The following is a 26,791-nucleotide window of genomic DNA, read 5'->3' as shown; positions in this document are numbered from 1 at the left end:
TTCCGACCATCTGATAGCGATCAGCGGTGATTGCGCATACACAGCGCCTTGACCGCAATCGCCATAAGGATGACGCCACCGCATATGAACGCCATCCCGACCGCCGTCAGCGATGCGATGGCGGCTCCGATAAACGGCGCGGTGAGGAGGGCCATCGTGTTGAGCGCCTCGCTCAATGCAGTCACCCGGCCCATGCGGCCGGGGGCGACGGTGTTCTGAAGCACGGTTCGGAACGGCACGACCGACAGGGCGGATGCCACGCCCAGAATGGCGAAAAGCGCAACGAAGGCGCCCACCGGCCACCGGCTGTCAAGCAGATCAAGCCCTCCGAGCACCGCAACGGCGCAGGCCGCGATGGCCGAGCCCGCGGCGATCAGCAAGAAGGGCCGGGGCAGGTCTTTCATCGCGCCCAGCATGACCGCCCCGACCACGCCGCCGGCCCCCACCGCCGCCAGCGCGAGACCCAGATGCGTCTGTGAATAGCCCAGATCCCGGGTCAGGGGCGCGATCAGCGTGTCATAGAAGAACATCGCGAAGTATCCCGCCGCCATCAGCCAGATCGCCGATCTGAGAAGGGAGCTTCCAGCGACCTCCGCCAGCCCACCCCGGATCGCACCGATCACGTTCGTTTCGTCGGCGCCGTCATCAGGCGCCGGTTCGAGGGATGACAGGCGCAGCAGCAGAGCCGCCGCGATGAATGAAACGCCGGCATTGAGCAGAAAGATGACCTGCGGTTCGACCCAGATCAAAAGGGCGCCGCCCAGCGCCGGCGCCACGATCTTGGAGGCCTGATTGATCGCATGGCTCATCCCGTTTGCGCCCATCCGTTCCTCCGGGCGGGTCAGGGTCTGGATCGCCGCCTGCTTGGCCGGGGTGAAGAACGTGTCGACCGAGCTTCTGGCCGCGACCAGAAGCAGCAGGGTGCCCCAGTCCGGCGCGAAAAACAGGGCCGCAGTGACCAGCCCGCGCCCGATATTGCTGAGGATCAGGACGGATTTGACATTCACCCGATCCACCACGGCGCCCGCCCCGAGGCCGACCACCAGATAGGGCAGGCCCATACTGACCGCGAGAAGCGCGAACACGAACGGATCGACGCTCCAGACAAAGGCAAGCAGCGCTCCTATGGCCACGAAATCAAGCCAATCCGCGAAATCAGCGGGCAATTGGCCCATCATCAGGGTTCGGAAATCGCGGTTGGAAAGGGCTGCCGGCAGGGTGAACATGCGCGCAGACTATGCCCGCCCGGGGCGGAGTGCCATAGCGCCGCGCACCGGGCCGCGCGCGCCTTGCATCAGGGTCTTTCGGCCCGGCCCGAAGCTATCGGCAATCCCGTCTGATCTCGCGATCCAGCAACCCGGTTTCCACCAGCATGCAGCGGTTGCGGGCCTCATAGTAATAGCCGCGCGCATACCAGCCCACCGCCCTGTCGAAATCCCCGTCGGACAAAAGCCATGCTCCGCGCAGATAACGCACCGCGTAACGCAGGTTGGTTTCCGCATCCAGCAGTTCGGACGGTGGACCGTCATGGCCCATGGTCCGCGCGGTTTGCGGCAGGATCTGCATCATGCCGTAATAGGGGCCGTTTCTGGCGGTCGGGCGATAGTCGCTTTCGCGCTGGATCACCCGATGCACCAGGGCCGCGGGCACATCGTAGCGCGCGGCATATTCGTTGACCAAAGCGCGGATTTCCGGCGTTTCGTTGGGATAGAGCAAAGGCTGCGGGCTTGAGCTGGGGCCCGCACCCCGGCCGCAGGCTGCAAGCAGGCCCAGAAGGACGAGTGTGGAGATAAGGCGTGTCATGCGCCGCCTTTAGCCCGCCCGGGCCCCGTCTGGCCAGAGCCAATATGACGGCCCGGCAACAGCTTGCCGATCACTCGAGCAATCGGCGCAATTGCTCCTCCGCCTGCTCGCGCAGACGCTGTTCCAGCGCGTCTTCGATCTCTTCGCGGCTCTGTCCCTCCTCGATCTCGACCCCAAGCGCATCGCCGGCCTGATCGCGCAATCGGCGTTCCAGTTCTTCGCGCTCGGCCGCCAGCCGCTCACGCGCCGCCGCTTCGAGCCGCGCACGTTCCTCCGCCAGTTCCTGCTCGGCGATGAAGGCCAGATCGGGGCGGAAGCTCAGATCCGACCATGGGCCGGTGATCAGGATCGGCACGGCGAACCCGCCGGTCCCGTCCGCGCCCTGCAACACGCCCGGGATGACCCGGTACTCCACCGTCTGCGCCCCGATATCCGTGCGCCCGGCGCCGGTCACCCGGCCCCAGGGCGCAGCCAGCACCAGATCCTCGTTGCGGAGCACCCCACCGGCGATGGTGAAGCTGCCGGTCAGACTGTCATAGACCGTCCGTTGCCCTTCGCCCCGGTAGGACGGGTCGAAATTCCGGATCATCCCCGCAAGGTCGAAACCCAGGATCGCCCCCTGCCCGAGGGTGACCGACCCGCCGCCATCGAGGCTGCGCATCAGCGCGTCCATGTCATTGCCCACGGCCAGAACGTTCAGCGCGATATCCCCCCGGCCCTCCAGCCGATCGTAATCGGCCAGTTGCGCCAACAGAGGGCCAAGCGCCACGCCGCGGAAGGCCAGATCGGCGCGGGTGGAAAGCCCGCCGCGCCCGTTCACCACTACCGATCCCGAAAGCGCCCCGCCATAGGCGCCGATCCGGCGCAGATCCAGAACCAGACGGCCCCGGTCAAGGCGCGCGCGCAGGTCGAGCCCGTCAAGGCTCGCCAGCCCGAGATCCAGCGCATCCAGCGTCACCGCGAGATCCATATCAGCCGCAAAAAGACCGCTCACGTCGATCCGGTCGCGCGGCCATCCGGAGTCTGCCCCGCCAGTGGCTCCACTGCGGCCTCCGCCCGGTGCATTTCCGGCCGCGGTCATGGCGCTGAGATCAACATCGCCGCCCCGGATCACGCCCCGGAGCATCGGACGCTCGGCACCGGGCAACAGGTCCAGATCGGCAGTGAACCGGTGATCGTCCAGCCGGATATCGCCGGCGCGCAGATGCACCGACCCTTCGGAAGCGAGGGTGACGTCTCCGGCCACGTCGATCCGGTCGCGACCAAGGCCTTCCGGAAGCGTCGGTGCCACCTGACCGAGCGCAGCCATCAGCGGGCCCAGGTCCCGGGCTTCAAGCTGGAACCGCCCGTCGGCGGCGGGGTCAAGACCGGCACGCCCATCGAAAGACAGCGTGCCACCATCCCATTCAAGGGCCAGCCTGACAGGTTGCACCTCTCTGGCCAGCAGATCGCCGATCCCGTCGGTGGAGGCGTCGACGGTCAGGGCGCTGCCGTTCACGATCGCGCTGGCCTCGGCACGTGCCGCACCTCCGGCTTCGGGCAGCCGCAGGGTCAGATCCAGCGCCTCGACCACGGTGGTCGTGCCGGCCCCGAGATCGCGATAGAGGACCGTGGCGTCACGCAGTACCGCCGCGTCAAAGCCAAGCGTTGCCAGAACTCCGCCGCTGCTTTGGGCCGCGGGCGCGGCTTCCGAGCCGTTGGACGCGGGCGCCGGGGAGGCATCCGCGCCGCCGAAGCTCCAGCTTTCACGCCCGTCGGCGGCCCGCACGAGCACAAGCCGGGGCGCATCAAGCGACGCCTGATCCAGCTGGATACGGCCCGCGATCAGCGCCTGCCAGTTCACGCCGACATTCAGCGCCTCCGCCTGCAACATCGGCCCGTCTGACACCCAATCCGGGTTGCCGATCTCCAGCCCTTCGACCCGGACGCCGAGATAGGGCACCAGCGTCGGGCGGATGCCGCCGGTGATCCGCACGGGCCGTTCGGTCGCGCGTTGCAGCCGGTCGGCGGCCACATCCGCGATCCGTTCTGCCGGGATCGACAGAAGCGCGCCCATGGCAAGCAGGCCAAGGACAAGAATGGCCAGTATTGTCCTGATAATCCACCGCATGAAAAGGCTCCGCCCTGTTGGCCCGACATTAGCGCGCAAACAGGGCGTGAAACAGCCCCCCGCGTCCCGGCTGGCCGGGAAAACCGCGGCGGGGCCGAACCCCGCTGCCCGTGCCGTTCGGGGCGCGCGCGTGCGCGGTTTTGCAAACACGCCCTTTCCCCGGATCGCGGCAGGGGTTATCTGCCAGTTCCATGACTCAGAACCCGCCCGATCTTCGCCCCGATCTCGCCCATGCCCGCGTTCCGCGCGCGGCAGACGCGGCCCGGCCCGGCCAGCCCACCATCGGGATGGTGTCCCTTGGCTGCCCCAAGGCGCTGGTCGACAGCGAACGGATTCTGACCCGCCTGCGCGCGGAGGGGTATGCGATCTCTCCGGATTACGCGGGCGCGGAAGCAGTGATAGTGAACACCTGCGGATTTCTCGACAGTGCCAAGGCCGAAAGCCTCGACGCCATCGGCGAGGCCCTTCGCGAAAACGGGCGGGTGATCGTGACGGGGTGTCTGGGGGCAGAACCCGACTACATCACCGGCGCGCATCCCAAGGTTCTGGCGGTCACCGGCCCGCACCAATACGAACAGGTGCTGGACGCGGTGCATACCGCGGTGCCGCCCGCGCCCGATCCTTTCGTCGATCTGCTGCCCGCGACGGGCGTGTCCCTGACCCCCCGGCATTACAGCTATCTGAAGATCTCCGAGGGCTGTAACCACAAGTGCAAGTTCTGCATCATCCCGGACATGCGCGGCAAGCTGGCCTCCCGCCCAGCCCATGCGGTGATCCGCGAGGCGGAAAAGCTGGTCGAGGCCGGTGTGCGGGAACTTCTGGTGATCTCTCAGGACACATCCGCCTACGGGGTCGATATCCGCCATCGCGAAGAGCGCGGGCACCGGGCCCATATCACCGATCTGGCCCGCGATCTGGGCGCGCTCGGGGCCTGGGTCCGGTTGCATTACGTCTATCCCTATCCCCATGTGCGCGACCTGATCCCGATCATGGCGGATCCGGCAAGCGGGCTTTTGCCCTATCTCGACATTCCGTTTCAGCATGCCCACCCGGATGTGCTGCGCCGCATGGCCCGGCCTGCCGCCGCCGCGCGCACGCTTGACGAGATTGCCGCGTGGCGCGCCACATGCCCCGGGATAACGCTGCGCAGTACCTTCATCGTCGGCTATCCCGGCGAAACGGAGGCGGAGTTTCAGACGCTGCTGGACTGGCTGGACGAGGCGCAGCTCGACCGGGTCGGGTGTTTCAGATACGAAAATGTCGAAGGCGCGCGCTCCAACGCATTGCCGGATCACGTCGCCGAAGAGGTCAAGGACGAGCGCTTCGCCCGGTTCATGGAAAAGGCGCAGGCGATCTCCGCCGCCAAGCTCGAAGCCAAGATCGGCCAGCGGATGGATGTCATCGTCGATGCGGTGGATGACGAGGGCGCGACCTGCCGAACCAGGGCGGACGCGCCGGAAATCGATGGCAATCTGTTCATCGATGCCGGGTTCGAGACGCTGGAGCCCGGCCAGATCGTGACCATCGAGGTGGATGAGGCCAGCGAATACGACCTTTGGGGACGGCCGGTCTGAAACCGGCCCGGTTCTTCAGATCGGTCGGTATTCGGCGGGATCAGATATCGCGCAGCGCCATCAGAACCATGCCGTTGCGGCAATAGTCCGGTGTGCTCTCGGCGATGTTGGTGGTGTCGAGGAAATGCGCGCAATCTTGCGGTGCGCTGCACCCGACGCAGCGTGACAGCATGTCGTGGCGCATCTCGGGCGACAGATCGCCCCGCAGTTCCGCCTCTTCGAGATCGGTGCCCACGAGCCGGGCCATCCGCGTCATCAGTGCGTCATGCTCTTTCAATGTCTTGGTTCCGGGCATATCCCATTCCTCGCAAGCATCCTGCGCCCGGTCGCCCGGCACGCTCCTTGCATCCGAAATTAGGCTATGCGGGTGGATGCACCTTGATGCAGATCAACTGCGCCCACCATACCGGGCGACGGTTTCCCGCACGATCGCCTGTCGCGCGGCATTGGGCGGGTGAGAGCCAAGGAATTGCTCCCCCGGATCCGGCAGACGCTCGAAGAAAGCCGAGCCCCGCACCGGATCGAACCCGGCCCGAAGCGCGATGATCGTGCCCATGGCGTCGGCCTCCAGCTCGTGTTCCTGCGAAAACCGGCGCGCACCCACGGCGGCGCCGATTTCCACGGCCTGCTGAATGCCGGCCTGATTGGCGCCGCCCATCTGCGCCAGAATGCCGAAGACGATCGCGCCCTCGCGCGCGGACGCGCGTTGTTGCGGGATATGCCCCTCGATGTGATGCGCGGCCTCGTGCCCCATGACAAAGGCCAGTTCGTCGATATTGCGCGCCTCCGCAATCAGCCCGAGAGAGAAGATGATCAGGGGGCGGCCCTGCCGATCCACGGTCTGGAACGCGTTCACACCGGCGCGGGGATCCCGTTCCACCGCAATCACGTAATCGCAATTCTGCCGTCTGGTCTGCTCCCGGCAGACCCGTTCGGCCACGGGTTCCACCCGGGCCACGACCTCTTCGAAATTCGCCACTGCGACTGCCGGCGAGAGGCGCGGCGTATTCTCGGTCGCCGCCGGGGCCGAGGGCGCGCGGGGCGCTGTCGGCGCGGGTGCTATGTTGCAGGCGGCCAAGGTGGCCAGAACAAGGATCAGCAGGCAGGTCCGCATTCACACACTCTCCGTTTGGGTAAGGAGTAACACGGGGCGGCTCCGCGTCCAGTCCGGATCACATCATTTTTGCCGATCCGGGCACGCCCGTGCCGCCGTTGCAAAGGCATGGAAACAGCCATAGGTTGTCCGTCATGTTTACCATCGAGCACGAATTCGACGCCACCGTGGTCACCCTTGTGGACGAGGGCGAGGCGCCGCTGCAGGAAGACCTCACGATTTCCGCATTTTCGGAATGCGTGACACTGGAGCAGTTCGATCCGCGCACCGACCAGATGCAGAAAATCACCCTGTCGATGGCACAGATCCATGATCTGGCCGCCGCACTCGACCTGCCCGAAGGTGTCTACCGGCTGCGGCGCGAGGCGGCGGACTAGGACGCGCAGCCGATGCAACGGGGCACGCAGGGGTCGAAGTCCAGCCTGCCTGCACCGATGAACTCGCCGCAGTCCTCGCACCAGCCGAAATCGCCCGCCCCGATCCGGGCCAGAGCCGCCTCGATCGCGCGCAAGCGGCCATGCCGCCGCGCCTCCAGGCCTTTGGCCATGGCCTGACCCTGCAAGGCATCCATCCGGCTGAGCCGACCGACCGATTGCTGATCCAGTTCCACCGGCTTGCGGCTGTCGCCCGTTTTGTCGGAGGCCGCAAGGATCTCTGCCCGCTCGGCCAGAAGGCGCGGTTGGTAGCGGGCGGCAAGACTGGCGTCGGTTGGATCGCTCATGGCGCCATCGCATCAGATCGCTGGCCGGGCCGCAAGGTGCCCATGGGTCGGGAACAGGCGCCTTCCCGCCGCGGCAACGCCCATTGCGCCCGGTCGCGGGCCGCTGCCATACTCCACCGGAACGAAGGGGGGCGTATCTTATGGCGACGGGTTTTTTCTGGGACGAGCGCTGTTTCTGGCATACCGGGGGTAACTACGCCTTCATGTCGCCGGTGGGCGGGCTGGTGCAGCCGATGGCAACCGGCGGGCTGCCCGAAGATCCGGAAACCAAGCGGCGGTTGAAAAACCTGCTGGATGTGACCGGATTGCTGGCGGAACTGGATGTAGCCAGCGCGCCTCCGATCCCGGAGGAAGACCTGCTCAGAGTTCATCCCGCCCGTTACCTCGAAAGCTTCCGGAAAACGTCGGAGACCGGCGGCGGGGAACTGGGTCTGCGCACGCCCTTCGGCCCGGACGGCTACGAGATCGCCCGGCTTTCCGCCGGGCTGGCCAAGGCCGCGCTCTTCGCCACGCTCAGGGGAGAGGTGGACAATGCCTATGCCCTCTCCCGCCCGCCCGGGCACCATTGCCTGCCGGATTTCCCCAACGGCTTCTGCCTTTTGGCCAATATCGGCATCGCGGTCGAGGCCGCCTTTGCAGCCGGCATGGTGGACCGCGTCGCGATCGTCGACTGGGATGTGCATCACGGCAACGGGACGGAAGCCATTTTCTATGATCGGGACGACGTTCTGACGATCTCGATCCATCAGGAGCGCAACTACCCGCTCGACAGCGGCGATTTCGAGGATCGCGGCTCCGCCGCCGGTGAGGGGTTCAACCTGAACATTCCGCTGCCGCCCGGCGGCGGGCACCGGGCCTATATCGAGGCGATGGAGCGGCTGGTGGTGCCGCAGCTTCACGGCTTCCAGCCGGATGCGATCGTGGTGGCCTGCGGGTTCGATGCCTCCGGCGTGGACCCGCTCAGCCGGATGCTTGCAGGCTCCCATACCTTCCGGCAGATGACCGAAATAACCCGGGAGGCCGCGGAGGAGCTTTGCGACGGGCGGCTGACGCTTGTGCATGAAGGCGGCTATTCCGCGGCCCATGTGCCGTTTTGCGGCCATGCGGTACTGGAGGCCCTGTCGGGCAGCGCCATCACCGCGCCCGACCCGTTGGCCGCAAGGATCGAGGGCCAGCAGCCGGGCCCGAGATTTGACGCCTATTGCGCCACACTGATCGCCGAGATGGAAGACGCGCTGAACCTCTAGACCGCTTGCCGCAGCGCGGCGCGGTCTGCGTTGACTTCCCCAACGGCACGGGCCAGTTTGCGGCAGAATTGCCAGGATGGGGAGCGGCTGCTCATGAAAAAGGTATACGGCTCGGCAAGCGAAGCGCTGGACGGGCTCTTGTTTGACGGGATGCTGATCGCGGCGGGCGGCTTTGGCCTTTGCGGCATACCCGAGCTTCTGATCGACGGAATCGTGGAAAGCGGCGTGAAAGACCTGACGGTGGCCTCCAACAACGCGGGCGTTGACGGCTTTGGCCTGGGCAAGCTGCTTGATACGCGGCAGATCCGGAAGATGATGAGCTCCTACGTGGGTGAAAACGCCGAATTCATGCGCCAGTATCTGAGCGGTGAACTGGAACTGGAATTCAACCCGCAGGGCACGCTCGCCGAGCGCATGCGCGCGGGCGGGTGTGGCATCCCCGGCTTCTATACCAAAACGGGCGTGGGCACCGTGATCGCCGAGGGCAAGGAGGTAAAATCCTTCCGGGGCGAGGATTACATCCTTGAAGAGGGCATTTTCGCGGATCTCTCCATCGTCAAGGCGTGGAAAGCGGATGAGACGGGCAATCTGGTCTTCCGCAAGACCGCGCGCAACTTCAACCCGCCTGCGGCCATGTGCGGCAAGGTCTGTGTGGCGGAGGTGGAGGAGATCGTCCCGCTTGGCAGCCTCGACCCCGACAAGATTCACCTGCCGGGGATCTATGTGCATCGCCTGATCCAGGGCGAACATGAGAAACGGATCGAACAGCGCACGGTGCGCAAGCGGGAGGAAGCCTGATGCCCTGGGATCGCAATCAGATGGCCGCACGCGCGGCGGAAGAGCTGGAAGACGGCATGTATGTGAATCTCGGGATCGGCATCCCGACGCTTGTGGCCAATTACGTCGGCGACAAGGATATCACGCTGCAATCGGAAAACGGGATGCTGGGCATGGGCCCATTCCCCTTCGAGGGGGAGGAAGACCCGGACCTGATCAATGCGGGCAAGCAGACGATTACCGAACTGCGCCGCACAAGCTATTTTGATTCAGCCACCAGTTTCGGCATGATCCGCGGCGGCAAGATCGCCGCGGCGATCCTCGGCGCGATGGAAGTGGCCGAAAACGGCGATCTGGCCAACTGGATGATCCCGGGCAAACTGGTCAAGGGCATGGGCGGTGCGATGGACCTCGTGGCGGGCGTGGGCCGTGTGGTGGTGGTGATGGACCACACCAACAAGCATGGCGACAGCAAGGTTCTGCGCGAATGCACCCTGCCGCTGACGGGCAAGGGGGTGGTGGACCGCATCATCACCAATCTCGGTGTGCTGGACGTGGTCGAGGGCGGACTGAAGATCGTCGAGACCGCCGAAGGCGTGACCGAGGACGAGCTCCGCGCCGCGACCGAAGCGACCATTGTCTGAGATCGCGCGGGAGATCGCGGGCTCCAAGGGCAGGTATGTCCTGCAACAAGACGGGGCCGAGGCGGAGCTGACCTATTCCATCGCCTCGCCCACGCTGATCATCGCCGATCACACCGGTGTGCCCGATGCGTTGCGCGGGACGGGGGCCGGCGCGGCGCTGGTCGAGCGGCTGGTGGCGGATGCACGGGCGGAGGGCGTCAGGATCGTTCCGCTCTGCCCGTTCGTGAAATCGCAATTCCGCCGCCACCCGGACTGGGCAGATGTGTTCCAATAGGCGCTAGCCGCCGGTCATCGTTTCGAACACGCAGCCATCCGAGATCAGATCGGGTGGGGTCAGACAGAGCATCCGCGTCACCGCCCATGTCGCCAGCACCTTGGGAACATAGCGCCGGGTCTCGGCATAATCGGGCACGCCGCCCGCGCCCCTGACCGCTCCTTCGCCGGCGTTATAGGCGGCCAGCACCAGCACCGGGTCGCGGTCGAACTCCTCCATCAGCCAGGCGAGATAGGCGACGCCGCCGACGATATTCTGGGTGCTGTCGAACGCATCCTCCACCCCGAACCGGTCGGCCGTGGCGGGGATAAGCTGCATCAGGCCCTGGGCGCCCGCATGACTGACCGCGTCGGTCGCGCCGGAGGATTCGACCGACATCACTGCCAGAACCAGCGCCGGAGAAACCGGCGTGCCCACCGTAGCCCGCAGGATATCGGCGCCATGGGTGCCGGACAATGCGCGCAGCTGTTCCAATCTTGGGATGCCGAGCCCCGCGGTTTCGGGCGACAGCGAAAGATGCTCCAGCGCGGCCTGAAACCGCCCCGCCCCGGCGGACATATCGGCAGGCACCTCGGCCCAGAACCACTCCACACCATTCGGCACGGCAAGGGCCGCCCCGTCAGGCGGCGTCGGCGCGGGGGCCGCGGCGGGTGTGGCCTGCGGTTCGATCTGAATGGTAATCCTGGGCCCGGTATGGCCCGGAGCGGGCGGTGTGACCCTGCGAAAGGTGAATTCAGGAAAAGGGGGCGGATCGGCAGATTGCGCCCACACCGGCATCGCCCCCGGCGCAGCCAGCATGCACACCACCACTAAAACGATCATCCGCATGGGTCCGGAACACCTGCTGCTCTTTTTTGTCACCATGCCTGAAAGCGCCGCCGAAAGGAATCCCTCCTGCACCGGGCACGGATTGTCGCCGGATTCCGCCCCGTTCGGAAACAATAGGCTCAGGATCCGGCGATTTCCGATTTTTGGGTAAGTGAAACCTAAAAGAACCGCGAACAATTCTCATAAAAAGCCAGATAGCGCCCAATTTGCGCCGCCTTTTCGGGGGAAAACATCACCATCCTAAGGGGCAGGAGCCAACCAGGTAGACTGACGGAAACTCGAAATCGAAGTTAAAACTGGAGACAGAGACTATGACCAAACTGATGAAAACCTTTATCGCATCCGAATCCGGTGCCGTGACCGTTGACTGGGTCGTGCTGACCGCAGCCATCGTGGGCCTCGGCCTGGCCGTCATGGCCGTTGTGTCCGGTGGCGTTGGCGACGTGGCAAACAGCATCGATACCGCTCTGGGCACGGCCGGCGCAACCACATATGACTTCACCTTGCCGGCAGATGACTCCGACGATCCTGTCACGGACTAATCCCCGGCGGCAGGTTCGCCTGAGCGGCGGTCTTGTTCGAAAAAAGAAACAATAGCCGCGCCCGACCGGGCGCGGCTTTTTCGTTGTGTCGGCTCAGGTAACAATTTGCCGAGATTGGTTCTCAAATTTGTCAAAAATGCATCAGAACCGCGCAACTTTGACACATTCCCGCCGCATTTCGCCACGACTCTGCCCCTGTCTGCTCTGGGGTCTACGGACCCGCTTAACTATCGTTGGGGAGAATCCCGAATGCCGAGTCTCGATTTTGCCGCGTCCTTTGTTAAGGATGAGAGCGGCGTCGTAAGTGTCGATTGGGTGGTTTTAACTGCCGCTTTGGTGGGACTTGGCCTGGCCGTCACGAATGTGGTGGGTGCTGGTTTGGAAGATCTGTCGGAGGATATCCGTACGCAATTGATGACCGACCATATCCGCACCGGTTTCAACGAGTAACACGTTCAAGACAGGACAGACAGGTATGCGGGCGTCACCCTTCAGGGTCGGCGCCCGTTGCTGTTTGAGCGCCCTCACGCCCCCGCAAAGCTCATAGTTTGATTCAAAGACTTGCGAATTGGCCACGCCAAGCCGCCGCTCCGCCACATTCCTGCCTTGGCCGAATTCGAGACAGACCGCACCCATCGAGGTGCCGGCTGCAGAATGCGCCTGCCTGCAAGACGCGGGCTGATCCAATCAAGCATCCATGCAGGAGCAAATCATGAAACTTACCGATGCAAAGACCTTTTTCGCCGACGAGTCCGGTGCTGTCACCGTCGACTGGGTCGTTCTGACCGCCGCTTTGGTCGGCCTTGGCCTCGCCGTGATCTCGGTCGTGTCAGGCGGAATGGAAGAGTTGTCCACCGATATCGGCCAGGCACTGACCGATACGGACCCGCTGACCGATCCGTTCGCCAACAACGTCACCTTCACGGAAACAACGACCACCCCGTGACAAGCCGTGCCCGGACCGTGGCGACAGGTACCGGACCGTTCGAATGCCAGGTGAAATTGCGGATGGCCGCCGAGGGGAAGCAAATCTCGGCGGCCAGACCCAATGTCTCCGCCGCGGGACCATGTTTCTGCCCAATTTACGAACCATGATCATCAGCGGAAAACCGCGCGGCACATGTCTTCGGGCCTGTGCCGCGCACTGATAAAAAAGGACCTACGACATGCGAGTGATTTTCGGGCTTGTCCTCATCGTCGGCGTCGCCTTGGCAGGATTTGCGGTTTATGTCGCGCAGGATCGGTTTGCGCAGTATCAACGCGCACTGGCCAATCAGAGCAATGCCATCATCCAGACCACCGAGGTCTTCGTGGTGAATACGCAGCTGCGCTATGGCCAGGTGCTGCGGCCCGAGGATGTCACAGCGGTGCAATGGCCTGCAAGCCATGTGCCTTTTGGCGCATTCACCAGCCAGGAGGATCTTTTTCCCGCCGGCACGGATGAGTTGCGCACCGTTCTGCGTGTCATGGAGCGCGACGAGCCGGTGCTGATTTCCAAGGTGACCGCCCCCGGCGAGGATGCCGGCGTGGCTTCTCGGCTTGGCGCCGGGATGCGCGCCTTCGCCCTGTCGGTCGATGTGGCCTCGGGCGTGTCCGGCTTCCTGCGTCCGGGCGACCGGGTTGATGTCTACTGGACCGGCACGTCGCGTGGGGAGAACGTCACACGGCTGATCCGGTCCAATGTGCAGATCATCGCAATCGATCAGATCGCGGATGAGGATCGCAACAACCCGACTATCGCCCGCACGATCACCGTCGAAGCCCCGCCCGAAGAGATCGCGGCGCTGGCGCATGCGCAATCGACCGGACGCCTGACGCTCGCGCTGGTCGGTGTGGGCGACGATACGATCAGCGAGACGGTCGAGATCAACCAGGACCAGCTTCTGGGTATCGTTGCCGTGGAGCAGGAAGCCGGCCCGCGGATCTGCACGGTCCGCAACCGCCGGGGCGGCGAAGTGGTCGTGATACCTGTACCCTGCACCAACTGAGCTTTCCGAAACAGACGATCGCGGCCCCCAGCATCTTGGGGGCCGCATTGCGTTTGCCGCGACACCTTGGGTCGCGTGGTTTCCTGAACACATAAGAAACGACCCGCAACTCCCTGATTCTTGCGCGGAAAGCGGAATTGAGGCATGGTGCGCCCAATCGGGCACGAAAAATCGGCCCATAACGTGATCAGAGAGGCAGGATCACAATGAGCTTTATGACCCTTATCCGGGCAGGCCTGATCGGCTGCGCCCTTGCGTTGGTAGTATTGCCTGTCGGCATTCAGGCACAGACGCTGCGCGTTCTCGAAGGCAGCACCTCCACCTCGCTGAGGGTTCCGATGAACCGGGCCGTCGTGGTGGAAAGCGAAGCCATTTTCGCAGAGATTTCGGTCGCGAACCCCGCAATCGCGGATATGGTGACATTGTCGGAGCGCACGATCTATGTTCTGGGCCGCGCCCCGGGCCGGACCACGATGACGCTTCTGGGCGTCGATGGCGGCCTGATCGCGAATGTCGAGGTTCAGGTCGTCCCGGATGTGGCAGAGCTGCGGGAGCGTTTGCGCGACATCCTGCATGGTGAACCCGTCGAGGTACGCACCGCAAATGACGGCATCGTGCTGTCCGGTATCGTCAGTTCCGGCCGTGCTGTCGAACGGGCCCTGGAACTGGCCGAGCGCTACGCGCCCGGACGTGTCTCCAACCTGATGATGGTCGGCGGCACGCAACAGGTGATGTTACAGGTGCGTTTTGCCGAGATGTCGCGGAGTGTCCGTCAAAACCTCTCCACCAGCTTCGGCGCCAACAGAGGCGATGTGCGGTTCGGATCGGGCAGCGCAGCAGCGAACTTCCCGGCTGCAGTAATCAACCCAACTCTCGATGGTGCGAACGGGGTACTCGGGATCACTTTCGGATCTGGCAGCGCCCAATTCGGCATCCTCCTTGAGGCGTTGGAGACCAACGGCATGGTGCGCACCCTGGCCGAGCCGAACCTTTCGGCCTTGTCGGGGCAGGAAGCAAGCTTCTTTGCAGGTGGTGAATTTCCGATCCCCACGCAAAGCGACGATGGTATCGGTATCGAGTTCAAGCCCTTCGGGATCGACCTGAACTTCACACCGACAGTCGTGGGTGATGGCGTGATCAATCTGGTGCTTGCAACGGAAATCTCCTCCATCGGGCAAACCACGGCGATTGCAGGCAACCAGATCCCGTCGCTCAGCACCCGGTCCGCCAGTACGACCGTCGAGATGCGGGATGGTGAAAGCTTTGCCATCGCGGGCCTTCTGCAGGACGATTTCCGCGACTCCATCGGTCAGGTGCCGTGGCTTGGCGACATCCCGGTTCTGGGCGCGCTTTTCCGCAGCACCAACTATCAGCGTGAGCAAAGCGAACTGGTCGTCATCGTGACCGCGCATCTGGTGTCTCCGACCCGCGGTGAGGCTCTGGCGCTGCCGACGGACAGGGTTGCGATCCCGACCGAGAGGGAACTGTTCCTGAACGGCAGGGTCGCCGGCGCGAACCGTGCGGGATCTGCCGCGGCCGATGTGGCGCAGCAGGATTTCGGTGGCTCCTACGGCTATGTGATGGAGTAAGCAGATGGCTATCCTGACACCCGCAAAATACGCTGTCTTCGCCCTTGCCGCCCTGGCGCTGGCCGGCTGCGCATCCACCCTCGACCGGCAGGCTGGCGGACGCATGGACGAGGGAGGCTTCGGCAACCCGACCATGAACAACGTGCTCGTGATGTCCGGTCAGCGCAGCTACGTCGAAAGCCTCGCGGAGCGATTCGCCGCCGAAGTGCCCACAACCATCACATTTGCGTTCAATTCGGCGCAACTTGACGATGCCGCGCGTACCACGCTCCGCCGACAGGCGACCTGGATCCGGCAGTTCCCCGAGGTTCAGTTCAGCGTGTACGGCCACACCGATCTGGTCGGCAGCCAGGCTTACAACCACCAGCTCGGGTTGCGCAGAGCGCGGGCCGCGGTGAATTATCTGGTCAGCCAGGGGATCAGCCGCAGCCGGCTCCATGCCCTTGTTTCCCTAGGGGAAACACAACCGATCGTTGCAACCCAGGGCCGGGAACGCCGCAATCGCCGGACCGTGACAGAGGTCAGCGGGTTCGTGCAGGACAACCCGATGGTTCTTGATGGCCGATATGCGGCAATCGTCTATAGGGCCTATGCCAGCGGCAGCGCAGGAGCGGCGGAAGAGTAGCCTCGCACCTGTTGATCGCCACGCCTAACCGGCGTGGCGATTTCCCAATAGTTTGGGCAATTTGGTCGTATTGTTGCCCATTTTAGCAGCCAAAACAGTTCCAAGGCATGGGGCGATTCCGCATCCGAGCAGCGCGGAAATGACCCTGGCCCATCTGACCCGGCAAAAACATGCAGGGCCCGGGTGGCTACAGAACCTGGCGAAGTCAGGCAATATGGGAATTGAGGAATGAGTGGCGGACTTGCGCTGAAATCAGACCCCGCGCCGATCGTGGCTTCCACGATATCCCGGGATGTTCAGAAATTCGATCTGCTGATCGATGACATGGAAGCCGAACTGGGTGAATCCTGGGGCGATCTGCACCTTGAGGAAGCCCGCGCCTTTCTTGACCAGACCGAATCCGGCGAGCTGGAGTTCGTGGCCATCGCCGTGGATCAGAGCGACGAGGGCGATATCGGCCTGATCGGCGAGATCATTCGCGGCGCGAAGGAAAAAGACATCAAGGTCATCCTGATCGCCGACGATCTCAGCACGCAGGGTCTGCACCAGCTTCTGAAGCTGGGGGCGGATGATTTCGTGCCGTACCCCCTGCCCGAACGTGCGTTGCACGACGCGATAAAGAGGATCCGCGAACCCGAACCCGTGGTAAGGCTGCCCGCCCCGCCGCAAAGCGGAGCGACCATCGACCCGTCCCCGCGTCTGGAGGGCCGCTCGGCGATCTTCGCGGTGCAAAGCCTTGCCGGCGGCACCGGGGCCACCACGCTGGCAGTCAATCTTGCGTGGGAACTGGCCAATATCGACAAGAAGAAATCTCCGTCGGTCTGCCTGATCGACCTGGATCTTCAGTTCGGCTCGGCCTCCACATTCCTTGATCTGCCACGCCGCGAGGTGATCCTCGAAGTGCTGTCGGACAGCCAGAGCATGGATGTGGACGCGTTTAAGCAGGCGCTGGTGGATTACCACGGCAAAATGTCGGTCTTCACTGCGCCGGCGGAGATCATTCCGCTCGACATGATCGGCCCAGAGGATGTGGAGGCGATTCTGAACCTCGCCACCGAATGCTTCGACATCGTCATCATCGACATGCCGACCACGATCGTGCAGTGGACCGAAACGATCCTTCACCGGACGGATGTGTTCTTCGCCATGCTGGAACTGGACATGCGCTCGGCCCAGAACGCGATGCGCTTCATCAAGGCGCTGCGGTCAGAGGATCTGCCGCTTGAAAAGGTGAATTTCGTTCTGAACCGCGCCCCGAAAAGCCTGGATCTGAACGGGAAATCCCGCGTCAAACGTCTGGCGGACAGCCTTGGCGTGAAGATTTCGACGCAATTGTCCGATGGTGCCAAGCAGATCACGCAATGTGCCGACCACGGCGTACCTCTGGCCGAAATGGCAAAGAAAAACCCGTTGCGCAAAGATATCGTGAAACTGGGCAGCGGACTCTTCAATGCGATGCTGTCAGAAGCCGCCACCGGCTAGGGAAAGATCGCCATGTTCTCGAAGTACAAGAAACCCTCGGCCACAAACGCCGTACCGCCCGTTTCCGTCGTGCCCGAACCCGATGCGCCCGAGACCGGTGCAGCCGCGACCGAGGCGCCCAAGGTCCACCGCAAGCAGATGTCGGATGGCGCGGCCGCCCGGCCGGCGGCGGAAGTTGCAAATCTCGACAAGGAGAAGAAACGCCGGCTCCGTCTCGACGAGATCAAGACCGAGATGCACCACCGGCTGCTCGAAAACCTGAACCTGTCCGCACTGGAAAGCGCCAAGGATACCGAGCTGAAGGCGGAGATCATGGCGATCACCACCGAAGAGCTGAGCGAGATGGGCGTGGTTCTGAACCGCGAAGACCGTCAGACGCTGCAAACGGAACTTTTCGACGAGGTGACCGGTCTTGGCCCGCTGGAACCGCTTCTGAAGGACGACACGGTCAACGATATTCTGGTCAATGGCCCGAACCGGGTGTTCGTAGAACGCGATGGCCGCCTGACCCTGACCGATGTGCGCTTCAAGGACGAGCGCCACCTTCTCAGGATCATCGACAAGATCGTGTCGGCCGTTGGCCGCCGGGTCGACGAATCCAACCCGCATGTGGACGCACGCCTCAAGGATGGCTCGCGTTTCAATGCGATGGTCCCACCCGTGGCCGTCGACGGCTCGCTGGTTTCCATCCGTAAGTTCAAGAAGGAAAAGCTCGGGATCGACGACCTGGTGAAGTTCGGCGCCTTCTCCGAGGAGATGGCCGCCTATCTGCAAGCCGCCGTTGCCACCCGGCTGAACGTGATCGTCTCCGGCGGGACCGGCTCGGGCAAGACAACCACGCTCAACGCGCTTTCAAGCTTCATCGACAATTCCGAACGGATCCTCACAATCGAGGATACCGCGGAACTGCAGCTGCAGCAGGTCCATGTGGGCCGGATGGAAAGCCGCCCCCCCAATGTCGAGGGCAAGGGCGCGGTCACGCAGCGGGATTGCCTGAGGAACGCGCTGCGGATGCGGCCGGACCGGATCATTGTCGGGGAAACCCGCGGCGACGAGGTGATCGACATGCTGCAGGCGATGAACACCGGCCATGACGGCTCGATGACCACGATCCACGCCAACTCCGCCCGCGATGCCTGCTCGCGTCTGGAAAACATGATCGCCATGTCGGGCATCGAGATGCCGATCAAGGCGGTTCGCGCGCAGATCTCCTCGGCGGTCAATCTCATCGTGCAGGCCTCGCGCCTTCAGGACGGCTCCCGCCGGATGGTCTCGATCACCGAGGTGACGGGCATGGAGGGGGAGGTGATCTCGATGCAGGAAGTCTTCCGCTATCAGCGCCTTGGCCTGAAACCCGACGGAAAGATCATCGGGCGGTTCACCGCCTGCGGCGTGCGTTCGCATTACTCCGAGCGCTTCAAGCAATGGGGGTATGACCTGCCAATGTCGATTTACGACCCCGTGGCGGCGGAGTAACGGATATGCAACTCAGCATCGAACCTCTTATTTACATTGGCATTTTTGTCGGCATCGTGATGCTCGTAAACGGCATTTACCTGATGGTCTTCGGCAAGTCCGTGTCGATGAATGCGCGGGTCAACCGGCGCCTGACCATGCTTGAGAAGGGATCCTCCCGCGAGGATGTTCTGGCAAAGCTCCGCAAGGAGATGGACCAGCACATGAAATCGCGGACCATCCCGCTTTATTCGCTGATCGCGGACAAGGCCCAGAAGGCCAATATCGCCTTCACGCCGCAGCAATTGATCATCGTCATGGGCGTACTGACGGTGACGGCCTTTCTCGTGCTCACGCTTCTGACCGGGGCCTCCCTGCCGATCCGGCTGCTAATCTCGGTCGCGATGGGCGTGGGCGGCGTGTTTTACTGGGTCAATTCCAAGGCCAAGAAGCGTATCGGCATGATCGAGGAGCAACTGCCCGACGCGGTGGAGTTGATGGTGCGCGCGCTGCGCGTGGGCCACCCGTTCGTGTCGGCCATCAACACGGTCGCCAAGGAGGTCGCCGACCCGCTCGGCTCGGAGCTGGGTGTCATTGCCGACGAAGCCGCCTATGGGCGCGACATCGCCGAAAGCATTCAGAGCATGGCCGATCGCCTTGATTTGCAGGATCTGAGGTTCATGGCGGTGGCTGTGGGCATCCAGCAAACCTCGGGCGGCAATCTGGCCGAAATCCTTGAGGGGCTGGCCAATGTGATCCGGGCGCGTTTCAAGCTTTTCCGCCGGGTGAGAGCCATCACCGCCGAGGCGAAATGGTCCGGCAGCTTCCTGTCCTTCTTTCCGATCCTGTGCCTGATCGGCATCAACGTCATGCAGCCCGATTACTACAGTGAAGTGATGGAAAGCCCCGTCTTCATTCCCGCCGCCGCGGTGGTGGGCGTCATGTTGTTCGTCAACATGGTTTTCATGCGTATCATGGTCAACATCAAGGTCTGAGGACGGGTAAGCACATGGACTTCATCCAAAACCTTCTGGCCAGCATCAATGAGGTCATGACCGGCATGTTCGGCGATCTGGGTCCCCTGATCCTGGTCGGCGGCCTCGGGTTCCTGCTGGTCATCGTCGCATTGCCCGCGTTTCTGTTTCGAAAGCAGGACCCGCTGGACAAGCTGCGGAACCAGACGAAAACCGAAAAGGAAAAAACCACCGGCCGCGCGTTGCGCGTCGGCGGCAAGGACCAGAGACTTGACCGGTTTGCGCAATTCCTCGAACCGCAGAACGTGGACGAACTCAGCCAGGTCCGCCTGACGCTGATCCGTGCAGGATATCGCTCGAAAGGGGCGGTCCAGACCTTTCATTTCGCGCAGTTCGCACTTGGCCTTGGCCTGCTCGCGATTGGGTCGATCTATGTCCTGATCGCCCCCGGTCTCAGCGCGCAGGCGTCGATCCTGTCGGTGATCGTGCCGGGCGGTATCGGGTACTTCCTCCCGAAGTACTGGGTGACCAAGCGGGTCCAGAAACGGGCCGAGGAAATCACGCAGGGTTTCCCCGACGCGCTGGACCTGATGCTGGTCTGCGTTGAAGCCGGCCAGTCGCTGGATCAGGCGATCATTCGCGTCGCCAAGGAAATGCGCGCCGCCTACCCCGCCCTGTGCGAGGAGTTCGAGATGGTCGCCTATGAAATGAAGGCCGGCAAGGACAAGACCAAGGTTTTACGTGACATGGGCGAACGCGTCGATATTCAGGACGTGAACAGCTTTGTCACGGTGTTGATCCAGTCGGCGACATTCGGCACCTCTGTTGCCGACGCGCTTCGGGTCTATGCCAGCGAGATGCGCGACAAGCGTGTGCTGCGCGCCGAGGAAAAAGCCAATAAGCTGCCCACGAAACTGACACTCGGCACGATGATGTTCTGTGTCCCGCCATTGTTGATCATTCTGATCGGCCCGTCGGTTTACGGGATTGCACAGAACCTCGGAGGGGCTGGCAGCGGGTTCTAACCAAGGAGAACGATTATGATGCGGGGGCTCATCATCATCACCACGCTTATCGCGCTGGCCGCCTGCGGCAATCAGGCGGCCGGACCTTTGGGTGACGAGCGGCAGGGCCTGCCTGCCCCCTCAGGTACGCCTGTTTTGCGAAATGCAGTCGACGGACTGATCGTCGGCCACCGGCTGATGGATGCCGGCGAATACGAGCTGGCGCTGCGGGCCTATACCCGCTCGGCCGCCAGCGATGGCACAACGCCCGCGCATCTGTCGGCCATGGGCTCGGCCAACCTGCAACTCGGGCGGCTTGGACAGGCCGAAACCCTGCTGCGCGCGGCGATCGAGGAAGACCCCGATTTCCCTCCGGCCTGGAACAATCTCGGGGTCGTTCTGATGGAACAGGGCGAATACGGCGAGGCGCGGCAGGTCTTTCAGCACGCCTTCGCGCTGGATAGTGGCCAAACGGACTCCATTCGTGAAAACTTGCGGCTGGCTATCGCAAGAATGGAGAATACCGGGTATATTCCCGAAGATAATGAAAACCGCTATGACCTGGAGCGTCGCGGCGGAGGCCTTTATGTCCTCTACGAGACTCCGTGAACATAGCGATCGAGCAGTAAGAGGTCGCTAATGCGCCTGACCACCCGGATCACTCTGGTTGTCGGCTTGTCCGTCGGACTTGCCGCATGCGGAAACTCCGACCGTGCGGATGTCGATCGCGCGATGGATTCCATGAATGTCATCGACGAGACAAATCTCAACGATATCATGCTGACCGTGGCTGACCCCGAAGAGGCGGTCGCCTATTTCCGGCGCGCCTCCGCCGCGGAGCCCGAACGCGTCGACCTGCGACGGGGGCTGGGCCAAAGCCTGATCCGCGCCGGGCGCGCCACCGAGGCGGCGGTTGTCTGGCGCGCCGTTATAGACACCGGCGAGGCCACGGATCAGGACCGCGTGGATTTCGCCGACGCGCTGATCCGCAACGGCGATTGGGAAGAAGCCGAAGCGCAGCTCGATCAGGTGCCCCCCACCTTCGAGACTTTCGAGCGCTACCGTCTGGAAGCGATGATCGCCGACAGCAATCAGGAATGGGAAAACGCCGACAGCTTCTATGAAACGGCCGTTGGCCTGACGACGCGGCCGGCGGGCGTTCTGAACAACTGGGGCTTTTCGAAGCTGACACGCGGCGACAGCGAAGCCGCCGAACGGCTGTTCACCGAGGCCATCACCTACGATCCGAGCCTGTTCACCGCCAAGAACAACCTCGTTCTGGCCCGCGCGGCGCGCGGTCAGTACGGGCTTCCGCTGGTCCAGATGACCCAGATCGAGCGGGCGCAATTGCTGCACACCGCCGCGCTGGCCGCGATCCGTCAGGGGGAGGTCGATGTGGGCCGCGGCCTGCTGGCCGAGGCGATCGACGCCCATCCACAGCATTTCGATGCCGCGGTCCGGGCGTTGCGCGCCCTCGATACCGAGGTTCGCGGCTGATGGAACTGACATTTGCCGAAGCCGCCTGGTTCCTGCCATTCGTGCTGCCTATCTGTCTTTGGGTGGCCTGGTCCGACCTGCGGGAGATGCGGATCCCCAACATCGCCGTTCTGGCGCTGGCGGGCGGATTTCTGGCGATCGGGCTGATCGTGTTGCCCTTTGAGGCCTATCTTTGGCGTCTGGCGCAGCTTCTGGCGGTATTGGTCATCGGCTTCGTCATTGCGTCGATCGGAATGGTCGGCGCGGGCGATGCCAAATTCGCCGCCGCCATGGCCCCGTTCATCGTGCCGGGGGACGCTCTGTTCTTCCTGCTGCTCTTCTCGGTCGTGCTGATCGCCTCCTGGGTGACACATCGCGGGGCCGCCCGGGTTCCGGCGGTCCGCCGCGCCACTCCGGACTGGGTATCGTGGGAACGGGGCAAGCTCTTTCCCATGGGCGTGGCGCTGGCCGGCGCCCTGTCGATCTATCTGATCCTCGGTCTCGGGCTCTGGGCCTGAGCCGCTCGAATTGACCGTTTTTCAAGGCGACCCGCCTAGTTTGTGCCGCATTCATCCGGCAGAATCGCACCAGTCAGAGGGCCTGCAATGAACGTTCAAACTCCCAATGCGACAGACAGTATTGCCCCGCCCGCCTTGCGCAAGCTGGGCGATACCGGCCTGCCGATGGTGATGATGCGGGACATCCTGCTGAAAACCATTTTCCGCAAGAACGTCGAAACCGCGACCGAGATCTCCGAGGCGATCTGCCTGCCGCTGACCCTGACCCAGGCCCTGATCGACATGGCCCGCGACATGAGCCTGCTGCAGGCAACCGGAACACTGCATGCCACCTCCGGCTCGGAAATGGGCTTCCAGCTCACCGATAACGGCAAGGCCCGCGCACTGGATGCGCTCAGCCAGTCGGAGTACTACGGCGCGATGCCGGTTCCGCTCGAGGCCTACAAGATCCAGACGAAGCGGCAGTCCATCCGTGACATTCACCTGACACGCGAGATGCTGGAAACCTCCATGGGGCATCTGATCCTGCCAAAGGGCCTGATCGATCAGCTTGGGCCGGCAGTGGGATCCGGGCGTTCCGTCCTGCTTTACGGCCCGCCGGGCAACGGCAAATCCTCCATCGCCGAAGGCATCCGCGCGGCGATGGGCGATACCATCTACATTCCACGCGCGCTGAGCTATGCGGGTCAGGTCATTACCCTGTTCGATCCTATCGTGCACACGCCGGTCAGCGAACCCGAAGTGACCGGCGGCAGCAGCCTGCGCAAGGCTTCGGCCCGGTTCGATACACGCTATCTGTTGTGCAAGCGGCCCACCGTGATGACCGGGGGCGAACTGATGCTCAGCATGCTCGACCTGAACTACAACGCGGTCAGCCGCACCTATCAGGCCAGCCTGCAACTCAAATCCTCCGGCGGCGTGTTCATCGTCGACGACCTTGGCCGCCAGGAAGAGCCGCCACAGGCGCTGATCAACCGCTGGATTGTTCCGATGGAAGCCGGATACGATATTCTGGCGCTGCAATCCGGTGAGAAATTCGAGGTGCCCTTCGATACGCTGGTGATCTTCTCCACCAACTTCCACCCGAATGAACTCTTCGACCAGGCGGCGCTTCGCCGGATCTTCTTCAAGGTCAAGATCGACGGGCCCACGCAGGAGGAATTCCTGAAAGTCTTTGCCATGGTCGCGCGCAAGAAAAAGGTGCCGCTGAATGAGGAAACCCTCGTCCACATGCTCAAGGTCCGTTATCCGAAAATCAACAACCTCTACGCCAACTACCATGCGAATTTCCTGATCGACCAGTTGATCGCGATCTGCGAATTCGAAGGTATTCCCTATCAGATGCGGCCCGATCTGATCGATCGCGCGTGGGAAAACATGTATGTGAAAGAAGAAGCCATCGTACACTGACACGGGGCTCATCCGCGCAACGCATCGGCACGAAAAGGGGCTGACCCGGGCCCGCGCAGGCATTATCTCTGCCGCATGACGGCATTGCCCCCGGAAATAGACAACTGGTTCCGTGCCCGTGGCTGGTCGATACATCCGCACCAGCAGCGGATGTGGGAGCTTTCAGCGGAACCCTGTCAGTTGCTGATCGCGCCCACCGGGGGCGGCAAGACCATGGCGGGCTTCTTACCCACGCTGGCGGAGCTTGCCGATGGCCGGCACCAGGGCCTACACACGCTCTATATCTCGCCCCTGAAGGCTCTGGCTGCCGACATCAAACGCAATCTGCGGACCCCGGTGGAGGAGATCGGCCTGCCGATCCGTATCGAGGATCGGACTGGCGATACCACCCAGACGCAAAGAAAACGCCAGCGCGCCGATCCCCCGCATATCCTGCTGACCACGCCGGAGAGCCTGGCGCTGCTCACCTCCTACGAGGATGCGGGCCATATGTTCAAAGGTCTGCAACGGGTGATCGTCGACGAGATTCACGCCCTTTCCGAAAGCAAACGCGGCGACCAGTTGATGCTGGCGCTGTCGCGCCTGTCAACGCTTGCGCCCGGATTGCGCCGGGTCGGTCTTTCCGCCACGGTCGAGGACCCGCCGGCCATCGCCCGCATTCTCGCCCGCCATCCCGACCCCTGCCAGATCCTGGAGGCCGATCCCGGGCCCGACCCGGATATCTCGATGCTGGAAACCAGCGACCGCCCGCCCTGGTCCGGCGGCGGAGGCCGCTATGCGATCCCAGCGGTTCTGGAACAGGTGAAGGCACACAAGACCAGTCTGATCTTCCACAATACCCGCGCGCAGGCGGAGATTTTCTTCCATCATCTCTGGCTCGCCAATGAAGACCGGCTGCCCATCGGCATCCATCACGGCGCCCTCTCCCGCGAACAACGCGAGAAGGTGGAGGCGGCGATGGTCGCGGGCGAGCTGCGCGCGATTGTCTGCACCGGCTCGCTTGATCTGGGCATTGACTGGGGCGATGTGGATCTCGTCATTCAGGTGGGCGCGCCGAAAAACGTCAAGCGGCTGGTTCAGCGGATCGGCCGGGCCAACCATCGCTACAACGCGCCGTCCAAGGCACTTCTGGTGCCGGCGAACCGGTTCGAGGTTGTCGAATGCGTTGCCGCATTGGAGGCCGCGCGCGATCATGATCTGGACGGCGAGCCGATGGGGGACGGCCCGCTGGATGTGCTGTGCCAGCATATCCTGATCCGTGCCGCCGCTGGGCCCTTCGGCGCCGATGATCTGTATGCCGAGGTCATCTCGGCGGGGGCCTATGCCACGCTCTCCCGCGACAGGTTCGATCGGTGCCTGGATTTCTGCGCCACCGGAGGATACGCGCTGAAGTCCTATGATCGCTGGCAAAAACTGATCCTGAGACCCGACGGGCACTGGCAGTTGCGCGACCCGCGCGCCGCGCGCCAGATCCGTATGAACATCGGCACGATCCTGGCCTCCGACAAGCTGAAGGTGCGCCTGAAACATGCCCGTGGCGGCATGCCCCTCGGCGAGGTGGAGGAAGAGTTTGCGGCCACGCTGGTGAAGGGAGACACATTTCTGATCGGTGGCCAGATCGTGCGCTATGAAGGATTGCGTGAGATGACCATCGAGGTCACGCGCAGCCCGTCCGACAAACCGAAGGTCGCGACTTTCATGGGCAGCAAATTTGCCACGTCGACCCAGCTGTCCGACAGAATTCTTGCCATGTTCCGGCAGGAGAAGTGGCCCAACCTCCCGGCCCACACGGCCGAATGGCTGGCGCTGCAACGCGAGGTGTCCCGCCTGCCGGAGCGCGACCGCCTTCTGGTGGAGAGCTTTCCCCATGACGGCCGCGAACATGTCTGCGTTTACGGATTTGCCGGCAAGAACGCGCAGCAGACCCTTGGGCTTCTGCTCACCCAACGCATGGAGGAGGAAGGGCTGAATCCACTTGGCTTCGTCTCAACCGATTATGCGACGCTGATCTGGGGGCTTGATCCGCTGAAAGATGCCAAACCGCTCTTTTCGAGGGAAAATCTGACCGAGACGATGGAAACCTGGTTGTCCGGAAACGCGGTGATGAAACGCACCTTCAAAGGGGCGGCCATCATCGCCGGGCTGATTGACCGGAACATGCCTGCAGGCAAGCGCAAGACCGGGCGGCAGGCGACATTTTCGACAGACATCCTTTATGATACGCTTCGCAAATACGATCCCACCCATGTGATGCTTGAGATCACGAGGGCGGAGGCGATGCGCGGCATGGTCGATTACGGCCGCATCGATGCCCTGCTGACGCGGATCGGCGACAGGATAGACCACGTGCAACTGCCGAGGCTGACGCCATTGGCGGCGCCGCTGTTTCTGGAGGTGGGCCGGGTCGCCGTCAAAGGTCGCGCAGAGCAGCGCCTGGTGGAGGAAGAGGCCGCCCGCCTGATGGCCGAAGCGGGACTGCCTGCGGCTGGATAGATGACGAAAACACAGCCGGTTTCGAGCCCAAAGCGACCCTTTCCGTCTCCGGCGCATCCCCCCGGATGCACCCGCGGGCACCGGATGCGGCGACAATCCCGGTCGCAATGTCTTGCAAGACCCGCTGCGCCATGCCATCGAAC

General features: G+C 63.3%; 28 protein-coding genes. 21 read left to right on the top strand and 7 right to left on the bottom strand.

Annotated features, from left to right (window positions below; translation table 11 throughout):
• Nucleotides 1–20: 20 nt before the first annotated feature.
• The 3 genes from D9R08_RS03850 to D9R08_RS03840 form a co-directional block, all read right to left on the bottom strand.
• Nucleotides 21–1,226: an MFS transporter gene (locus D9R08_RS03850; RefSeq protein WP_121896642.1), complete on the bottom strand. Its 1,206-nt coding sequence runs from the start codon at nucleotides 1,224–1,226 to the stop codon at nucleotides 21–23.
• A gap of 94 nt (nucleotides 1,227–1,320) precedes the next feature.
• Nucleotides 1,321–1,803, bottom strand: coding sequence for a transglycosylase SLT domain-containing protein (locus D9R08_RS03845; RefSeq protein WP_121896641.1), 483 nt, complete (start codon nucleotides 1,801–1,803; stop codon nucleotides 1,321–1,323).
• A 70-nt stretch (nucleotides 1,804–1,873) separates the two neighbouring features.
• Nucleotides 1,874–3,913, bottom strand: a complete 2,040-nt coding sequence (locus tag D9R08_RS03840; RefSeq protein ID WP_121896640.1) for an AsmA family protein — start codon at nucleotides 3,911–3,913, stop codon at nucleotides 1,874–1,876.
• A 191-nt stretch (nucleotides 3,914–4,104) separates the two neighbouring features.
• On the opposite strand from D9R08_RS03840, the gene rimO reads away from it, so the two are divergent.
• Complete coding sequence (gene rimO / locus D9R08_RS03835; RefSeq protein ID WP_121896639.1) at nucleotides 4,105–5,487, top strand: 30S ribosomal protein S12 methylthiotransferase RimO; 1,383 nt, start codon at nucleotides 4,105–4,107, stop codon at nucleotides 5,485–5,487.
• A 40-nt stretch (nucleotides 5,488–5,527) separates the two neighbouring features.
• Here the strand turns inward: rimO and D9R08_RS03830 are convergent, their stop codons facing one another.
• On the bottom strand, nucleotides 5,528–5,782 hold the full coding sequence (locus D9R08_RS03830) for a DUF6455 family protein (RefSeq protein WP_147450609.1): 255 nt from the start codon (nucleotides 5,780–5,782) through the stop codon (nucleotides 5,528–5,530).
• Nucleotides 5,783–5,875: 93 nt separating this feature from the next.
• Nucleotides 5,876–6,601, bottom strand: coding sequence for a M48 family metallopeptidase (locus D9R08_RS03825; RefSeq protein ID WP_121896637.1), 726 nt, complete (start codon nucleotides 6,599–6,601; stop codon nucleotides 5,876–5,878).
• A gap of 134 nt (nucleotides 6,602–6,735) precedes the next feature.
• Between D9R08_RS03825 and D9R08_RS03820 the strand changes: the two genes are divergently transcribed.
• Nucleotides 6,736–6,978 carry a hypothetical protein gene (locus D9R08_RS03820; protein ID WP_121896636.1) on the top strand — a complete coding sequence of 81 codons (243 nt, stop codon included), beginning with the start codon at nucleotides 6,736–6,738 and terminating at the stop codon, nucleotides 6,976–6,978.
• Here the strand turns inward: D9R08_RS03820 and D9R08_RS03815 are convergent.
• On the bottom strand, nucleotides 6,975–7,322 hold the full coding sequence (locus tag D9R08_RS03815; RefSeq protein WP_121896635.1) for a TraR/DksA family transcriptional regulator: 348 nt from the start codon (nucleotides 7,320–7,322) through the stop codon (nucleotides 6,975–6,977). The genes D9R08_RS03820 and D9R08_RS03815 overlap by 4 nt on opposite strands.
• 140 nt (nucleotides 7,323–7,462) lie before the next feature.
• On the opposite strand from D9R08_RS03815, the gene D9R08_RS03810 reads away from it, so the two are divergent.
• The 4 genes from D9R08_RS03810 to D9R08_RS03795 all read left to right on the top strand — a co-directional run bounded on the left by D9R08_RS03810 (nucleotide 7,463) and on the right by D9R08_RS03795 (nucleotide 10,264).
• A complete protein-coding gene (locus tag D9R08_RS03810) occupies nucleotides 7,463–8,569 on the top strand; it encodes a class II histone deacetylase (RefSeq protein WP_121896634.1) in 1,107 nt (368 codons plus the stop codon).
• A gap of 93 nt (nucleotides 8,570–8,662) precedes the next feature.
• Nucleotides 8,663–9,367 carry a CoA transferase subunit A gene (locus tag D9R08_RS03805; protein ID WP_121896633.1) on the top strand — a complete coding sequence of 235 codons (705 nt, stop codon included), beginning with the start codon at nucleotides 8,663–8,665 and terminating at the stop codon, nucleotides 9,365–9,367.
• Nucleotides 9,367–9,990 carry a 3-oxoacid CoA-transferase subunit B gene (locus tag D9R08_RS03800; RefSeq protein ID WP_121896632.1) on the top strand — a complete coding sequence of 208 codons (624 nt, stop codon included), beginning with the start codon at nucleotides 9,367–9,369 and terminating at the stop codon, nucleotides 9,988–9,990. Before D9R08_RS03805 ends, D9R08_RS03800 begins: the two co-directional genes overlap by 1 nt.
• Nucleotides 9,983–10,264 (top strand): GNAT family N-acetyltransferase, encoded by a 282-nt coding sequence (locus D9R08_RS03795; RefSeq protein ID WP_121896631.1) that lies wholly within the window; start codon nucleotides 9,983–9,985, stop codon nucleotides 10,262–10,264. The genes D9R08_RS03800 and D9R08_RS03795 overlap by 8 nt, the downstream gene beginning before the upstream one ends.
• A gap of 3 nt (nucleotides 10,265–10,267) precedes the next feature.
• Here D9R08_RS03795 and D9R08_RS03790 read toward each other — a convergent pair whose 3' ends face one another.
• Nucleotides 10,268–11,092, bottom strand: a complete 825-nt coding sequence (locus tag D9R08_RS03790) for a lytic transglycosylase domain-containing protein (protein ID WP_121896630.1) — start codon at nucleotides 11,090–11,092, stop codon at nucleotides 10,268–10,270.
• A gap of 311 nt (nucleotides 11,093–11,403) precedes the next feature.
• On the opposite strand from D9R08_RS03790, the gene D9R08_RS03785 reads away from it, so the two are divergent.
• From D9R08_RS03785 to D9R08_RS03715, 15 genes are all read left to right on the top strand, one after another.
• Nucleotides 11,404–11,634 carry a hypothetical protein gene (locus tag D9R08_RS03785; RefSeq protein ID WP_121896629.1) on the top strand — a complete coding sequence of 77 codons (231 nt, stop codon included), beginning with the start codon at nucleotides 11,404–11,406 and terminating at the stop codon, nucleotides 11,632–11,634.
• Nucleotides 11,635–11,883: 249 nt separating this feature from the next.
• Nucleotides 11,884–12,084, top strand: coding sequence for a Flp family type IVb pilin (locus tag D9R08_RS03780; protein WP_121896628.1), 201 nt, complete (start codon nucleotides 11,884–11,886; stop codon nucleotides 12,082–12,084).
• A 262-nt stretch (nucleotides 12,085–12,346) separates the two neighbouring features.
• Nucleotides 12,347–12,580 carry a Flp family type IVb pilin gene (locus D9R08_RS03775; protein WP_121896839.1) on the top strand — a complete coding sequence of 78 codons (234 nt, stop codon included), beginning with the start codon at nucleotides 12,347–12,349 and terminating at the stop codon, nucleotides 12,578–12,580.
• Between the two features lie 220 nt (nucleotides 12,581–12,800).
• Complete coding sequence (cpaB, locus tag D9R08_RS03770; protein WP_121896627.1) at nucleotides 12,801–13,622, top strand: Flp pilus assembly protein CpaB; 822 nt, start codon at nucleotides 12,801–12,803, stop codon at nucleotides 13,620–13,622.
• Between the two features lie 206 nt (nucleotides 13,623–13,828).
• The gene (locus D9R08_RS03765; RefSeq protein WP_121896626.1) at nucleotides 13,829–15,211 is read left to right on the top strand and encodes a type II and III secretion system protein family protein; all 1,383 of its coding nucleotides are present in this window, start codon (nucleotides 13,829–13,831) and stop codon (nucleotides 15,209–15,211) included.
• A 4-nt stretch (nucleotides 15,212–15,215) separates the two neighbouring features.
• A complete protein-coding gene (locus D9R08_RS03760; protein ID WP_121896625.1) occupies nucleotides 15,216–15,836 on the top strand; it encodes an OmpA family protein in 621 nt (206 codons plus the stop codon).
• Between the two features lie 228 nt (nucleotides 15,837–16,064).
• Nucleotides 16,065–17,318 carry an AAA family ATPase gene (locus tag D9R08_RS03755; protein ID WP_121896624.1) on the top strand — a complete coding sequence of 418 codons (1,254 nt, stop codon included), beginning with the start codon at nucleotides 16,065–16,067 and terminating at the stop codon, nucleotides 17,316–17,318.
• A 12-nt stretch (nucleotides 17,319–17,330) separates the two neighbouring features.
• Entirely contained in the window at nucleotides 17,331–18,794 is a 1,464-nt protein-coding gene (locus D9R08_RS03750; RefSeq protein WP_121896623.1) for a CpaF family protein, read from the top strand.
• Nucleotides 18,795–18,799: 5 nt separating this feature from the next.
• Nucleotides 18,800–19,768, top strand: coding sequence for a type II secretion system F family protein (locus tag D9R08_RS03745; protein ID WP_121896622.1), 969 nt, complete (start codon nucleotides 18,800–18,802; stop codon nucleotides 19,766–19,768).
• 14 nt (nucleotides 19,769–19,782) lie between these two features.
• On the top strand, nucleotides 19,783–20,772 hold the full coding sequence (locus D9R08_RS03740) for a type II secretion system F family protein (protein WP_121896621.1): 990 nt from the start codon (nucleotides 19,783–19,785) through the stop codon (nucleotides 20,770–20,772).
• A 15-nt stretch (nucleotides 20,773–20,787) separates the two neighbouring features.
• Complete coding sequence (locus D9R08_RS03735; protein ID WP_121896620.1) at nucleotides 20,788–21,360, top strand: tetratricopeptide repeat protein; 573 nt, start codon at nucleotides 20,788–20,790, stop codon at nucleotides 21,358–21,360.
• A 30-nt stretch (nucleotides 21,361–21,390) separates the two neighbouring features.
• On the top strand, nucleotides 21,391–22,248 hold the full coding sequence (locus D9R08_RS03730) for a tetratricopeptide repeat protein (RefSeq protein WP_121896619.1): 858 nt from the start codon (nucleotides 21,391–21,393) through the stop codon (nucleotides 22,246–22,248).
• Nucleotides 22,248–22,745 carry an A24 family peptidase gene (locus D9R08_RS03725; protein WP_121896618.1) on the top strand — a complete coding sequence of 166 codons (498 nt, stop codon included), beginning with the start codon at nucleotides 22,248–22,250 and terminating at the stop codon, nucleotides 22,743–22,745. Before D9R08_RS03730 ends, D9R08_RS03725 begins: the two co-directional genes overlap by 1 nt.
• Nucleotides 22,746–22,832: 87 nt before the next feature.
• Complete coding sequence (locus tag D9R08_RS03720; protein WP_121896617.1) at nucleotides 22,833–24,155, top strand: ATPase; 1,323 nt, start codon at nucleotides 22,833–22,835, stop codon at nucleotides 24,153–24,155.
• A 75-nt stretch (nucleotides 24,156–24,230) separates the two neighbouring features.
• Complete coding sequence (locus D9R08_RS03715; RefSeq protein WP_121896616.1) at nucleotides 24,231–26,648, top strand: ligase-associated DNA damage response DEXH box helicase; 2,418 nt, start codon at nucleotides 24,231–24,233, stop codon at nucleotides 26,646–26,648.
• Nucleotides 26,649–26,791: the final 143 nt, after the last annotated feature.

Source organism: Rhodophyticola porphyridii, from assembly GCF_003688285.1.
Lineage (GTDB): Bacteria > Pseudomonadota > Alphaproteobacteria > Rhodobacterales > Rhodobacteraceae > Rhodophyticola > Rhodophyticola porphyridii.
The sequence above is the reverse complement of the archived record's forward strand: the minus strand, read 5'-3'. Positions and strand labels throughout refer to the sequence as shown.

Bases quoted from the DNA above. Each gene is read 5' to 3' on its own strand.
- rimO (WP_121896639.1), top strand. From the start codon at position 4,105: ATGACTCAGAACCCGCCCGATCTTCGCCCCGATCTCGCCCATGCCCGC.
- D9R08_RS03735 (WP_121896620.1), top strand. From the start codon at position 20,788: ATGATGCGGGGGCTCATCATCATCACCACGCTTATCGCGCTGGCCGCC.
- D9R08_RS03780 (WP_121896628.1), top strand. From the start codon at position 11,884: ATGCCGAGTCTCGATTTTGCCGCGTCCTTTGTTAAGGATGAGAGCGGC.
- D9R08_RS03785 (WP_121896629.1), top strand. From the start codon at position 11,404: ATGACCAAACTGATGAAAACCTTTATCGCATCCGAATCCGGTGCCGTG.
- D9R08_RS03790 (WP_121896630.1), bottom strand. From the start codon at position 11,092: ATGCGGATGATCGTTTTAGTGGTGGTGTGCATGCTGGCTGCGCCGGGG.
- D9R08_RS03845 (WP_121896641.1), bottom strand. From the start codon at position 1,803: ATGACACGCCTTATCTCCACACTCGTCCTTCTGGGCCTGCTTGCAGCC.
- D9R08_RS03715 (WP_121896616.1), top strand. From the start codon at position 24,231: ATGACGGCATTGCCCCCGGAAATAGACAACTGGTTCCGTGCCCGTGGC.
- D9R08_RS03760 (WP_121896625.1), top strand. From the start codon at position 15,216: ATGGCTATCCTGACACCCGCAAAATACGCTGTCTTCGCCCTTGCCGCC.
- D9R08_RS03800 (WP_121896632.1), top strand. From the start codon at position 9,367: ATGCCCTGGGATCGCAATCAGATGGCCGCACGCGCGGCGGAAGAGCTG.
- D9R08_RS03750 (WP_121896623.1), top strand. From the start codon at position 17,331: ATGTTCTCGAAGTACAAGAAACCCTCGGCCACAAACGCCGTACCGCCC.
- D9R08_RS03755 (WP_121896624.1), top strand. From the start codon at position 16,065: ATGAGTGGCGGACTTGCGCTGAAATCAGACCCCGCGCCGATCGTGGCT.
- D9R08_RS03805 (WP_121896633.1), top strand. From the start codon at position 8,663: ATGAAAAAGGTATACGGCTCGGCAAGCGAAGCGCTGGACGGGCTCTTG.
- D9R08_RS03775 (WP_121896839.1), top strand. From the start codon at position 12,347: ATGAAACTTACCGATGCAAAGACCTTTTTCGCCGACGAGTCCGGTGCT.
- D9R08_RS03725 (WP_121896618.1), top strand. From the start codon at position 22,248: ATGGAACTGACATTTGCCGAAGCCGCCTGGTTCCTGCCATTCGTGCTG.
- D9R08_RS03765 (WP_121896626.1), top strand. From the start codon at position 13,829: ATGAGCTTTATGACCCTTATCCGGGCAGGCCTGATCGGCTGCGCCCTT.
- D9R08_RS03850 (WP_121896642.1), bottom strand. From the start codon at position 1,226: ATGTTCACCCTGCCGGCAGCCCTTTCCAACCGCGATTTCCGAACCCTG.
- cpaB (WP_121896627.1), top strand. From the start codon at position 12,801: ATGCGAGTGATTTTCGGGCTTGTCCTCATCGTCGGCGTCGCCTTGGCA.
- D9R08_RS03810 (WP_121896634.1), top strand. From the start codon at position 7,463: ATGGCGACGGGTTTTTTCTGGGACGAGCGCTGTTTCTGGCATACCGGG.
- D9R08_RS03825 (WP_121896637.1), bottom strand. From the start codon at position 6,601: ATGCGGACCTGCCTGCTGATCCTTGTTCTGGCCACCTTGGCCGCCTGC.
- D9R08_RS03720 (WP_121896617.1), top strand. From the start codon at position 22,833: ATGAACGTTCAAACTCCCAATGCGACAGACAGTATTGCCCCGCCCGCC.
- D9R08_RS03745 (WP_121896622.1), top strand. From the start codon at position 18,800: ATGCAACTCAGCATCGAACCTCTTATTTACATTGGCATTTTTGTCGGC.
- D9R08_RS03730 (WP_121896619.1), top strand. From the start codon at position 21,391: ATGCGCCTGACCACCCGGATCACTCTGGTTGTCGGCTTGTCCGTCGGA.
- D9R08_RS03840 (WP_121896640.1), bottom strand. From the start codon at position 3,913: ATGCGGTGGATTATCAGGACAATACTGGCCATTCTTGTCCTTGGCCTG.
- D9R08_RS03830 (WP_147450609.1), bottom strand. From the start codon at position 5,782: ATGCCCGGAACCAAGACATTGAAAGAGCATGACGCACTGATGACGCGG.
- D9R08_RS03740 (WP_121896621.1), top strand. From the start codon at position 19,783: ATGGACTTCATCCAAAACCTTCTGGCCAGCATCAATGAGGTCATGACC.
- D9R08_RS03820 (WP_121896636.1), top strand. From the start codon at position 6,736: ATGTTTACCATCGAGCACGAATTCGACGCCACCGTGGTCACCCTTGTG.
- D9R08_RS03815 (WP_121896635.1), bottom strand. From the start codon at position 7,322: ATGAGCGATCCAACCGACGCCAGTCTTGCCGCCCGCTACCAACCGCGC.